Origin of the sequence: Neokomagataea thailandica NBRC 106555, from assembly GCF_001598495.1 — a bacterium.
GTDB classification, from domain to species: Bacteria; Pseudomonadota; Alphaproteobacteria; order Acetobacterales; family Acetobacteraceae; genus Gluconobacter; species Gluconobacter thailandicus_A.
The window spans coordinates 65,485-77,614 of the sequence record NZ_BCZB01000004.1 but is presented as its reverse complement, the minus strand read 5'-3'; the positions used below and the strand labels follow the sequence as shown (position 1 = coordinate 77,614).

Genomic DNA, 12,130 nt, shown 5'->3' with positions numbered 1-12,130 from the left:
GGTTGCGCCGCAAGAAAATTATCGTTTTTCGATAAATTAAAGCACAAAAAAAAGCGCTCCACCTTCTGGAGCGCTTTTTCTCTACTTCACCATAAGACCAAGAGGGATCAGAACCATTCCCGCTTATTCACCTCATAGGTTTGATAAAAATCTTCATCACTTTTCGTCAGATAAATAATAAATTCAATAAAAGCGATCAAAGCAATCACCGCCGTTGGAATACCAAACAACAGCGCCCCCGGGACGGCACATAGCAGCATAATAATACCTGCCGTATTATAACCGAGGTAAAATTTATGAATACCAAGCCAACCCAGAAAAAACGCTAACAGAGCCGCAACCATCTTAGATTTTTCGCCTACTTGCCCGGCAAACAGGTCTGTGCTGGTCTTAACAAAGAAGATTTCTTCCGCCCGATCATCATTTTTCTTAAAGTCGACAACAGCCCCTGCAGATATGTGCTGAACCTGTGAACGAATATCACTTCCCTTAAAAGAATACCGCTCTCCATCTTCACCACTGATCAAACCCTCAGCCGTCATGAGATTATAATCGAGTACTTTTCCTTGCATAGTCAAAAACCTTTTTTGATATATCGTGTTACTCTAACAATATGTACGCCCCTTCTCCGTAGATACAGTCTTTTTTCATCCTATCTGCACAATCATAAAAAACTTGATTTTTTCAACAAAAATCATCATAATCATCGGCTCACTACAGACCGACAGTAAGCTTCTCAAGGACATTATAGAGTGCAGAAGACCCCAATGACCGCCACGGGACTCCAACGTCTCGAGGACGAGTTGCGCCAACTCAAGTCGGAAGAACGTCCTGCCGTCATCCGCGCCATCGCCGAAGCACGTGAACACGGTGACCTGTCGGAAAATGCAGAATACCATGCCGCGCGTGACCGCCAATCCTTTATTGAAGGCCGCGTCTTAGAGCTGGAAAGCATTGTCTCTTCCGCCGAAGTCATTGACCCCTCAACGATTACTGGCACCCGTATCAAATTCGGCGCTTATGTTGAGCTGGTGGATGAAGAAACCGACAAAGAAATCAACTACCAAATTGTTGGCCTCCACGAAGCCGACATCAAGCAACGCTTAATTTCCATTTCATCTCCGCTCGCTAAGGCCTTGATTGGCAAAGATGTTGGTGACACCGTGTCCGTTCCGGCCCCTGGCGGGGACCGTACTTATGAAATCTTGAAGGTTACTTATAAATAATGTCACACTCTGCGACGACGCTCCGCCCTTCCGTCACTCTTCAAGACGTGGAGGACGCCCGTCGTCGCATAGCGCCGACTATTGTACGCACACCAACCATTAACTGCCCGGCCCTTTCGCACATTACCGGCGCAGATATTACGCTTAAGCTTGAAAACCTTCAGCCCATTGGCTCCTTCAAAGAACGAGGTGCCGCCAATAAAATGGCCCTCCTCACAGAGGAAGAGCGTAAACGCGGCGTCATCGCTGCTTCAGCCGGAAACCACGCGCAAGGTGTGGCGCGCCAAGCGAGCCTTCTCGGCATTGATGCCACCATCGTCATGCCGAAATATACGCCCGCCACCAAAATCGCCGCCACCAAAAGCTGGGGGGCGCATATCGTCCTAGCGGGTGACGATTTTACTCAAGCCAGCCAAGTCGCTCAACGCATCATGAAAGAAGAAGGACGCGTCCTTCTACACCCCTTCAACGACCCCGATGTCATCGCAGGCCAAGGCACTGTTGCCCTCGAACTCCTTGAAGACGCCCCAGATATCGACACACTCGTTGTGCCTATCGGCGGCGGCGGCCTTCTCGGCGGCATGGCCACAGTCATGTCTGCCCTTCGCCCAGACATCGAAATCATTGGCGTTCAGGTCGAAGCATACGCATCCCTCAGTAACTTCCCTCAAGAGGGTGGCCCCGTCCTCGGCGGTACAACCATTGCTGAAGGCATCGCCGTACAAACCCTTGGCAACCACTGCCTTGATAGCTTTCGCCAGCATATCTCCCAAGTGATGGTCGTGAGTGAATTGCAGGTCGAAAGCGCTGTAACCACACTCGCTGAAAAAGCCAAACAAGTCTGTGAAGGCGCAGGCGCAACCGGCCTTGCCGCCATACTCGCCAATCCAGACTTTTTCCGTGGCCGCAAAATTGCCATCCCCTTATCCGGCGGCAATATCAACGCCCGCATTCTTGCGAATACCATTTTGCGTTCCCTCCTCAGGGACGGGCGCATTCTGCGCCTTGTCTTCCAAATTCCAGACCGCCCCGGCATATTGGCCGATATTGCGCAACGTATTGGTGATCATGGCGGCAATGTCATTGAAGTGTCACATCATCGGCTATTCGCCGCACCATCCGTACAAACAGCAGAACTCGTGGTCATGATTGAAGCACGAGACACTCACCACGCCACAGAAATTGAAAAAGAACTATCCGAACATTACATTACCCGACGAGACTGACATAAAAATGTCATATATATACTGCGCTTTTATTATCACACAGGGGATTTTAAACCCCGTTTCATAAAAGTATAACAAGATTATCGAAACTATTCTTCATAGGTTGCGGGCGATCGCGCTGCCACCTTCGGCAGCCCCTAGAGTTACCCCAAGGGAATGCACACCTGATGAAGAAGACGTTTCTGCTGACGACCTGCCTTTGCACGATCGCGGCGACACATGCCGTCGCCGCGACGTCCGGCCATCAGCCCCGTCATCACGCTACAGCACGCCATGCTGTGAAGGCAGCTCCAAAAGCAACACAGCCAACCAACACCGCACCCGCAGCAACCACGGTTGCCGCTACGCCGGTTGCTGTTGCTACCCCTGCTCGCCAACACGCGCCAAGCGCTGTAAACGCTGCCAGCAATCAGCCTGAAACCATGGTTGTTCTTGGCGCTGGTGCCGCACGTGAAACACAATCCGTCTCTCGTCGCGCTCTGCAAGAGGTTGCACCGGGCACAAACCCGATGAAGACCCTGTCCAAGCTGCCAGGCGTCATGTTCAGCTCATCCGATCCGCTTGGGTCATACGAGTGGTCACAGCAAATCCTCGTACGCGGCTTTGACCAAGGTCGCCTTGGTTACACCATGGACGGCATTCCCTTGGGGAACATGGCGTACGGCAATACGAACGGCCTGTCCCCGAACCGTTCATTGCAAATTGAAAATAACGGCCCATCATCCTTGGCTCAGGGCGCAGGCTCCGTCGGCGTTGCCGCTTCCAATGACCTTGGTGGCGCCATGCAGTTCACGTCGATTGACCCAACCGATAAATTCGGCGCAGATCTTGCTGGCACCATCGGCTCCGCAACGACGTGGCGTACCTTTGCCCGCATCAATAGCGGCATCCTTCCGACAGGCGGAAAGTTTTACGCATCTTATGATTACCAAGATGCCGATAAGTGGAAGGGCTACGGCAAACAAAAGCAGCAGCAAGCCAATATCAAATTCGTTCAGCCTCTGGGTGAATACGTCAAGCTGACCGTTTATGGTGACTGGTCACTACGCAAAGAAAACGACTACCAAGATCTGTCCATCGCGACGATCAACAAATATGGCTATAACGTCGATAACATTACAAAGAATTACGCCCTTGCTAAGCAAGTCGCAGCCGGTTCAACGACACAGTGCCCAGCCGGCATTGGCATCACCAACTATGGTGACTGTCAGGACTTTGCCTACTGGAACTCTGCTGGCTTGCGCCAAGATGCTCTCGGCTATGGTCGCCTTGACTTCCGTTTCAATGACCGCCTGAAGGGCTTTGCAACGGTTTACGGCCACACCAATAGCGGTGAAGGCGCATGGGCAACCCCATACCAAGCCACACCCGCCTCCTTAGGCGGCACACCAATTTCACTGCGTACAACGGAATATGACATTCACCGTGTCGGTTTCCTGAGTGGCCTGAGCTACAAAATTGCAAACCACCTCATCGAAGGCGGTTTCTGGTTCGAGAACAACAACTTCGAGCAAGCACGCCGCTTCTACGGTCTGCCGCAGAACAATCCGCCAGGCACCCTCTTCTGGTACCAAGGCAATTCTTTCAAAACCTCTTGGCAGAACAGCTACAACACCAAAACTTATCAAGTCCACCTGCAAGACACGTGGCAGATCCTGCCGTCTCTTAAAGCCAATTACGGTTTCAAGTCTCTTATCGTAGACAACTCTGCCACCGCGCTGCCCGGCAGCGTCATGGGCCAACCTGTTGCTTCAACATACCCAACCGGCAAATTGAGCACATCTGACGGCTTCCTGCCTCAAGCTGGCTTGAACTACCGTATCAACCATAACAATGAAATTTTTGCTGATTTCGCCCGCAACATGGCGGCTTTCGATTCATCCGCAACGGGCCTGAGCCCCTTCGTGATGAATGCAAATGTCTTCAACTCAACGGCCAAAAACATTCGTCCAGAACATTCCAATACGGAAGAACTGGGCTACCGCTTCCATAATACCATCGTCCAAGCCTCGCTTACCGGTTACTATGTTGAGTTCCAAAACCGCCTTCTGGCTGTTTCACAAGGTGTCGGTATTCAAGGTCTGCAATCCATCATTGCAAACGTCGGTAGCGTGACCGCTCGTGGTATTGATGCGGCTATCAACTATAACTTTGCACCGAACTGGTCAGTGTACGCATCTTATGCGTTCAACAATTCATTTTATAATGATGACCTGAACACAGGTGGAACAGTCTACCGCACCGCAGGCAAGAACGTTGTGGCCATGCCGCGCAACCTTGCAAACGTACAATTGAGCTATGACGACGGCTCCGTCTGGGGCAACGTGCTGATGCAATTCCAGGATCGTCGTACCTACACGTACACAAACGATCAGTGGATTGACCCGAACGCGGTCTTCAACCTCAACGTCGGTTATCGCTTCCACAGCCAGAACGTCGTTCTGCGTGGCCTTGATGCTCAAATCAACGTCACCAACCTGTTTGATAAGCGTTATGTCGCCTCTATGGGGACCAACGGCTACGTGCCCGCCGACCCAACACAAACATTGGCAACCCTTCAAGCTGCTGCACCGCGCATGGTCTTCTTCACCATCCGCAAGCACTTCCAGTAAGGCTAAAAACAGAAAGCCAGGCATTATGCCTGGCTTTCTTCCCGCCTTCATTTCGGAGGCGGCCACCGTAACCGTGGCTCGGCACGAGAGCGGACATCCGGTAATCCGCCCCTCACCGCAGAACGCTGCTCCACAGCAGTCCCTACGTTTTTTTCAGAACATCCCCAAGGCATATCCGGCACATCGGCCCGCCCTTGCGGAGCATGCCACCCCTCCACCACAGTCGGCCTACGCTCCACAGAAGCAAATGCGGGACTATTCAACACCCTCTGAAGAGATCGAACTTCCTCTTCAAGACGAGCGATTCGAATACGCACCCCCAGTACCGCAAAAGGCATGAGCACAAACGCAATCAGCCCTAATGCGATGAGAAGCCCTGCAAAAACGAGAAGCCAGTCAGGCAGCCACGTCAGATCAAACATACGTGTCTACCTTAAATGCATCACTCTACCCTAATCGGGAACATGCCCACAGTGAGAGAACCTTACATCCCTAATGCACGACGGTAGATGTCCAACAGCGTCTCCTGCTCTTCCACCTCTGCTGGCTCTTGCTTACGCAACTTAATAATTTGACGAATAACTTTCACGTCAAAACCAGCTGATTTTGCTTCGGAGAAAATATCCTTAATATCCCCAGCAAGTGCCTTACGCTCTTCTTCAAGGCGCTCAACCCGTTCGATGATAGAGCGCAAACGGTCTGCTGCAATACCACCCGTTGCGGCGTCTTCATGACGATTATCTGCATCCATGTTCATTATCCTTGCTTCTTAACGTCGATCCATCATCACATAGATGCGATGTACGCCGCGCTTATCGTGATTCAAGGAGGCGCGGTCAACGGTCTTGTACGTACATTTCATGAACATCACCACCGCTGTTTGCCGTCCCTCTCTCTTCACACCTCAGCGATCAACATACCAGAACATCTTGACAGAAAGCCCTCTGAGGCTGAACTACTCCACTTGCCCGCGAAGACCTGAACCCTAATACCTTTCACTCCCGCATAACGGCGCGGGGCAGAGGTCGGAGAGTCAACATGGAATCAGTTCAGCAGGTCGAGCCATTCGACTACATTATTTTTGGCGCCACCGGCGATCTGACGATGCGCAAGCTTCTGCCTGCGCTGTACAACAAGCTACGCCTCGGCCAAGTTCCCGATGATGCCCGCATTATCGGCACTGCCCGCACGGCGCTTGACCGTGATGCCTATATCACGCGCGCCCGTGACGCCCTCCAGCACTTCATTCCGGCAAAGTTCTTCTTCCCGGAGCTCGTTGAGCGCTTCCTCGGGATGGTGAGCTATGTCACCCTTGATGGCACAAATGCAGAGAGCAACTGGGACGAGCTCGCATCAGAGCTCAGCATATCACCAGCAGGCCGCATTCGCGTCTTCTACTTCGCAACAGCGCCTCAGCTCTACGAAGCGATTTGCTCCAATTTGCATGCCAAAGGTATTCTGACCGAACAATCACGTGTTGTTTTGGAAAAGCCCATTGGCACGAGCCTTGAGACGGCTGATGCCATCAATGAAGGCGTCGGTAAATTTCTGCCCGAAAAGCAAATCTACCGTATCGACCATTACCTCGGCAAAGAAACCGTCCAGAACGTTCTGGCCCTGCGCTTTGCCAACCCACTGCTCAACGCAATTTGGTCTGCCGATCACATCAAAAGCGTGCAGATTACAGCAGCAGAAGTCGTCGGCGTTGAGGGGCGCGCCTCTTACTACGACACGTCTGGCGCCCTGCGTGACATGATCCAGAATCACCTTCTACAGGTTCTATGTTTGGTCGCTATGGAACAACCTGAATCGCTGGAAGCTGATTGCGTCCGCAATGCGAAACTTGCGGTCCTACAAGCCCTGCGCCCGATCAAAGAAGATCACGTCGCTAACGAAACCGTGCGTGCGCAATATATCAAAGGCGCCGTCGATGACCACGCCGTTCCGGGCTATCTGGAAGAGCTGGGCCAAGACAGCAACACGGAAACATACGCCGCCATCCGGACATGGGTGGACACACCACGCTGGAAAGATGTGCCGTTCTATATCCGCACAGCCAAGCGCTCTAAGCGCAAGGTCAGTGAGATTGTCATTCAATTCCGTGAAACGGCCCAGCCGCTCTTTGGCTCCGTTCCCGGCAACCGCTTGGTGATCCGCGTACAGCCAAATGAAGGCGTCGAGCTGAACCTGAACGTCAAGAACCCCATTCTGGACGAATATACACTCGAAACCGTCAAGCTTGATGCCCCCATCAAGGTTGACGGTGGCCCCTTCCCAGACTCTTATGAGCGCCTCCTTCTGGATGCCGTTCGTGGAAACCCCATCCTCTTCATCCGTCGTGATGAAGTTGATGCTGCATGGCGTTGGGCCGAGTCTATTCTGAATGCATGGGCCGATAAAAAGGCCCCAATGCACACATACACTGCCGGCTCATACGGCCCAGATGCCTCCAAGGCACTCTTGGCTGAACTCGGCGACCGTTGGCATGAGGATATGGTGTGAGCGTTAAGCCCCCCAATAACGCTACCAGTGCCGCTCCCCGTCTTGGACGGGGGCGGCGCGCCCCACGAACACTGAAGCAGCATTTCCTGCGCCGCCTTCTGTTCATCGTGCCCGCGTTTCTGCTGATGTTCGTTTTAATGCGCTCCGGCTGGCTGGATGTCTCATACGACAAAATCCGTTTTAACGAGCTAAGCTGGTTCGACAACACGGCCCTCGTGGAGCATTTACGCCTCGTCGTGACACATGACGGCCTGACGGACCTGCCCCGTAACTGCCTCGTATTCGCGCTCGATAACGGTGATGTGTCCAATAACATCGTTGATATGATGGTGTATGGCCGCCACGGTCATGAGTGCCCGGGGGACAAACCCTCCGCAGAGAAGCTCTTTTCTGTACGAATCGACCGAACTGCCCACACCATCCAAAGTGATGCAGGCTCTCCGGGCAGCTTCCACCCTATCCAACCTTAATTTTTCTGCGGGGCCATCTTTTCAGCCCCGCAACATATCACGCAAGAACATGCCGCCAACATGCAGCGCACGTTGCCCATCTTTCAAAAAAGAATACCCATTCAAAAAACCATGGATCATACGCGGGTAATGCACATGCCGCGCTTCTACGCCGCTCTGCCGTAACAGGCGCGTATACATCCCCCCTTCATCACGCAACGGATCAAAACCCGCCGTCACCGTTAATGCCGGAGGCAAACCTTCCAAATTATCCGCCAAAGCCGGCGCAAAGCGTGGATCAAATAATTCTCGATACTGCGATAAGGTCTGGCCACAATACCAATTCATCACCTCTTCCGTCAGCATATAGCCCCGCGCGAACAAAAAGCGCGATGATGGCGCAATAGGCCCAGTCAATGCCGGATAGAACAGCACCTGCGCTTTTACCCGCCCCGGCAGAGCCTCACGCGCCCATTGCGCCAACCCCGCGGATAACGTGCCCCCCGCACTATCTCCCGCTACAGCCAACGGCACATCTGGCAATGCCTGCGCCACCCAAGTTAATGCCAAACGCGCATCATCCATAGCCGCAGGAAAGCGATGCTCGGGCGCCAAACGATAATCCACCGAAACCACCAGAGCGCCAGATTCTGCGGCTAAACGGCAGCATATCCCATGATGCGAACGAATACCGCAATGCACAAAGCCCCCACCATGCAAAAACAGCACAACCCCACGCACACGCCCCTTCGGCCGAAATACACGTGCGGTTAACGCACTGTCATCTCCAGATAAAACCACATCCGTCCAACGGCGCACGCTCAAAGATGAGAGCCACACTGGAAAACATGGCCGCCCCATCGCCCGGCGCAAATCACGCAGCGCCACAGCAGAAGGCACAGGCCCCGGCACTTCTGGAATGACCGGATGGGCCCCATCAACAGCCCCCCTAGAGCGGTCTCGCTGCCGCCAAGCCATCACACATAAAACAACACGCAAAAGAAAAGTCGGCTTCATTCTCTGACCATGCCTGATACGCATCAAAAAGTCTCGACTTGACGCGCACGCACAATAGACGCAGTTTGCGCCAGCCAGACGGCTGGACGATCGCTGGTATAAGGATGCGGATCCTTATGCGGGAGGAAAGTCCGGGCTCCATGGGACAACGGTACCGGCTAACTGCCGGCGGGGGCGACCCTAGGGAAAGTGCCACAGAAAACAGACCGCCCGCCGGAGCGGCCTTAGTTTCTAAGGTCACTTGCGGGTAAGGGCGAAACGGTGCGGTAAAAGCGCACCGCGAGGCCGGCAACGGTCTCGGACACGGTAAACCCTACCGGGAGCAAAACCGAATAGGAACAACCGGCCATTTCGGTGGCCAAGGGCTGTCTCACCCTGTTGTTCGGGTTGGTTGCGTGAGGCCCACAGCAATGTGGGTCCCAGAGGAATGATCGTCCCGCCTTATCGCGGACAGAACCCGGCTTACAGGCCGTCTGGCTCCTCTCCTACTCGATTTTTCATCATGAATGCGAAACGCTGCCTTACCACGAGGTAAGCGAATCCTTTTGTTCCCTTTTCCCAGTACGAACGAGAACAAAACACGAACAAATAATGACCAAATAAAAGCAAATTCTTCGCTTCTAATTCCAAAAGCTTAAAAGAACGCAAAAAACGCCGCCACAGTTCCGCCATCAAAAAAAGGCGCAGTTTTCTGCGGTTTTTCTTAGCTTTATATTTGACCTCCCATAAAATCCCATGATATCCCAAATTATACCAAATCAGTATTCCCGTAACCTGAAGAAGCCCAAAGGCGGCGTAGGGAGGCACATCATCCGTGAGTATCTTCCTCGGCACGCACCTGAACCGCTTCGATGCTAAAGGACGCGTCTCCATTCCTGCGCCATTCCGCTCCGCATTAAGGGATCAGGCCAAACCACAGGAACCATTGGTGATCCTGCGGCCGTCACACCTGAACCCATGCATTGAGGCATGGACAGCAGCCGGCTTTGCCTCCCTCGCAGAGCCGCTCAACGAATACGACCCGTTCTCTGAAGACCACGAAGACCTCGCCACCAGCCTCTATGCAGACGCCTACCCGCTCGACAGTGACAAAGAAGGCCGGATCATCCTGCCGGACGTGCTGCGTCAACATGCGGACCTCACGGATGACGTCGCATTCATGGGGCTAGGTCGTGTGTTCCAACTTTGGAACCCAGCCGCCGCTGCTGAGCGCCGCCAACAAGCGCGCAGCCGGGCACGTAGTCTGACCAGCAAGAAAAACGCCCCCACAGGAGGCGCACAATGAAGCCCATCACTCTGGTCCATGAAGGCCACCTTCCTGTCATGCTGAACGAGGTCCTCGACAGCTTGAAACCCCGCGATGGCGGACGTTATCTCGACGGGACATTTGGCGGTGGTGGCTACACACGCTCCATCCTGAATGCGGCAGACTGCACCGTGCATGGCATCGACCGTGACCCCACGGCCATTGAACGCGGCAAGGCTATGGCCGCAGAAGCCGAAGGCCGCTTGTTCTTGCACCAAGGCCCCTTTAGCGCCATGGATGAACTCGCCGGTTCTTACGCACCATTTGATGGCATCGTGCTGGACCTCGGCGTCTCCTCCTTCCAAATTGACCAAGGTGAGCGCGGCTTCTCCTTCCGCCATGACGGTCCTCTGGATATGCGGATGGGCGATACAGGCCCAACGGCTGCCGATCTCGTCAACACTCTTCCGGAAGCTGAACTAGCCGATATTCTCTACCGCTACGGTGAAGAACGGCTATCACGCCGCATCGCACGTTCCATCGTGCAAGCTCGGCTGAGCACGCCTTTTGAGACGACAGGACAACTCGCGGAAACCATCCGCCGCTGCGTCCCGCGTGATCGCTCTGGCATTGACCCTGCAACGCGCAGCTTCCAAGGCCTGCGCATTGCCGTCAATGACGAGCTTGGTGAGCTTGAACGTGCCCTCGAAGTCGCGCCGCAATTGCTTGCTCCCGGCGGCATCTTTGTCGTGGTCACCTTCCACTCTTTGGAAGATCGCCTCGCCAAACGTGCCATGGCCCTCCATGCGGGGCGGGTCTCTAACCCTTCTCGCTACGCCCCAATTGCACAAGAACAGGCGTCTTCCGCCTTCCGCCTTGCGCACACGCGCCCACGTGCCGCAACGGAAGACGAAATTCGCCTTAACCCACGCGCACGCAGCGCCCGCTTGCGCGCCCTCATCCGCACCGCCCCTTCAACCGACCTGACAGCCTCAGGAACACCCGCATGACCCGGCCATTCACCTTCTTCTGCGCTGTTCTCGCCGCTCTATCTGGCCTATTTCTCTACACAAAGAAGCATAACACCACCATGCTGGACCAAAGCATCACGCAAATTGTGCGTGACACGCAAAAGGTTCAATCCCAAACCGCTACCCTGCGTACGGAATGGGCATTACTCAACCAGCCAGATCGCCTGAATACGCTCAGCACACGCTTCTTACCAAACCTGCATCCAATGACACCGGATCAGTTTGTACGGATCAGCGCTGCTGAGGCACGCTTGCCCGCACCGGGCGGGAAAGCCCCTGAACATAACGCGGAAGCAACACTGGCGCTTAACGTTCCAGCACCACACGGAACCCGAACGGAACCGCGCATTGTGTCCCGCCCTGAAACACGTCCTGAAACTCACACTGAGGCCCGCAGCATCGCCGCCCCCCTCCGCGTGGCCTCAAACACTCCCATTTCAGCCGCAAATGTTCCACATTCTCATGCGGACCGCATTATGCATGCCCATGCCCGCATGACAGATCTTGCCAGTGCCGAGCCCGCGCACAGCCCAGTCTCCAACGTAATGGAAACGGCACATGTGCGCCTCGCCAGCTTCCATGGCCTACGTCACGCTTCAAACATCGCGACCACATGGCACACCGCCCCTACACCTCAGGCACCTAACCTGACGCATTTAGCCGATATTCGCGCGCATAACCGCCATAAATTTGTTGAGAGCGCAAACGACACATTGCCGCCACCGGCTCCGTTAGCTAACTAAACATTAAAGACGTCACCCTGGGAGCATCCCCCTTAACCACTCCCGGGCGACACACCATCTCAGCAGGAGATCGCGCCG

The 12,130-nt window shown here is 54.2% G+C and carries 12 protein-coding genes and 1 other RNA gene; 9 read left to right on the top strand and 4 right to left on the bottom strand.

Translation table 11 applies throughout. The features are described from left to right. Positions 1-107: 107 nt before the first annotated feature. Positions 108-572 (bottom strand): TM2 domain-containing protein, encoded by a 465-nt coding sequence (locus NTH01S_RS02480; protein ID WP_068168891.1) that lies wholly within the window; start codon positions 570-572, stop codon positions 108-110. A 180-nt stretch (positions 573-752) separates the two neighbouring features. On the opposite strand from NTH01S_RS02480, the gene greA reads away from it, so the two are divergent. The 3 genes from greA (at position 753) to NTH01S_RS02465 (ending at position 5,064) form a co-directional block, all read left to right on the top strand. Then, on the top strand, positions 753-1,226 hold the full coding sequence (gene greA / locus NTH01S_RS02475) for a transcription elongation factor GreA (protein WP_068168889.1): 474 nt from the start codon (positions 753-755) through the stop codon (positions 1,224-1,226). After that, entirely contained in the window at positions 1,226-2,452 is a 1,227-nt protein-coding gene (locus tag NTH01S_RS02470; RefSeq protein WP_068168886.1) for a threonine ammonia-lyase, read from the top strand. The genes greA and NTH01S_RS02470 overlap by 1 nt, the downstream gene beginning before the upstream one ends. A 167-nt stretch (positions 2,453-2,619) precedes the next feature. Next, complete coding sequence (locus NTH01S_RS02465) at positions 2,620-5,064, top strand: TonB-dependent receptor (protein WP_068168884.1); 2,445 nt, start codon at positions 2,620-2,622, stop codon at positions 5,062-5,064. A 47-nt stretch (positions 5,065-5,111) separates the two neighbouring features. On the opposite strand, the gene NTH01S_RS02460 is transcribed toward NTH01S_RS02465, so the two are convergent. Both NTH01S_RS02460 and NTH01S_RS02455 read right to left on the bottom strand, forming a co-directional pair. Then, the gene (locus tag NTH01S_RS02460; protein ID WP_068168882.1) at positions 5,112-5,486 is read right to left on the bottom strand and encodes a hypothetical protein; all 375 of its coding nucleotides are present in this window, start codon (positions 5,484-5,486) and stop codon (positions 5,112-5,114) included. A 62-nt stretch (positions 5,487-5,548) separates the two neighbouring features. Further along, positions 5,549-5,815, bottom strand: coding sequence for a DUF2312 domain-containing protein (locus tag NTH01S_RS02455; protein WP_068169112.1), 267 nt, complete (start codon positions 5,813-5,815; stop codon positions 5,549-5,551). A gap of 287 nt (positions 5,816-6,102) precedes the next feature. On the opposite strand from NTH01S_RS02455, the gene zwf reads away from it, so the two are divergent. Together zwf and NTH01S_RS02445 are read left to right on the top strand one after the other, a co-directional pair. Then, positions 6,103-7,566, top strand: coding sequence for a glucose-6-phosphate dehydrogenase (gene zwf, locus NTH01S_RS02450; RefSeq protein ID WP_068168879.1), 1,464 nt, complete (start codon positions 6,103-6,105; stop codon positions 7,564-7,566). After that, positions 7,563-8,036: a hypothetical protein gene (locus tag NTH01S_RS02445; RefSeq protein WP_245642075.1), complete on the top strand. Its 474-nt coding sequence runs from the start codon at positions 7,563-7,565 to the stop codon at positions 8,034-8,036. The genes zwf and NTH01S_RS02445 overlap by 4 nt, the downstream gene beginning before the upstream one ends. Before the next feature lie 21 nt (positions 8,037-8,057). Here the strand turns inward: NTH01S_RS02445 and NTH01S_RS02440 are convergent, their stop codons facing one another. Beyond that, positions 8,058-9,032 carry an alpha/beta hydrolase gene (locus tag NTH01S_RS02440; RefSeq protein WP_068168876.1) on the bottom strand — a complete coding sequence of 325 codons (975 nt, stop codon included), beginning with the start codon at positions 9,030-9,032 and terminating at the stop codon, positions 8,058-8,060. Positions 9,033-9,106: 74 nt separating this feature from the next. Between NTH01S_RS02440 and rnpB the strand changes: the two genes are divergently transcribed. The 4 genes from rnpB (at position 9,107) to ftsL (ending at position 12,052) form a co-directional block, all read left to right on the top strand. Then, an RNA gene (rnpB, locus tag NTH01S_RS02435) (RNase P RNA component class A) lies at positions 9,107-9,513 on the top strand. Between the two features lie 333 nt (positions 9,514-9,846). Next, the gene (gene mraZ / locus NTH01S_RS02430) at positions 9,847-10,317 is read left to right on the top strand and encodes a division/cell wall cluster transcriptional repressor MraZ (RefSeq protein WP_068168873.1); all 471 of its coding nucleotides are present in this window, start codon (positions 9,847-9,849) and stop codon (positions 10,315-10,317) included. Next, positions 10,314-11,288 carry a 16S rRNA (cytosine(1402)-N(4))-methyltransferase RsmH gene (rsmH, locus tag NTH01S_RS02425; protein WP_068168869.1) on the top strand — a complete coding sequence of 325 codons (975 nt, stop codon included), beginning with the start codon at positions 10,314-10,316 and terminating at the stop codon, positions 11,286-11,288. Before mraZ ends, rsmH begins: the two co-directional genes overlap by 4 nt. Continuing rightward, on the top strand, positions 11,285-12,052 hold the full coding sequence (gene ftsL, locus NTH01S_RS02420; protein ID WP_068168867.1) for a cell division protein FtsL: 768 nt from the start codon (positions 11,285-11,287) through the stop codon (positions 12,050-12,052). Before rsmH ends, ftsL begins: the two co-directional genes overlap by 4 nt. Positions 12,053-12,130 lie beyond the last annotated feature (78 nt).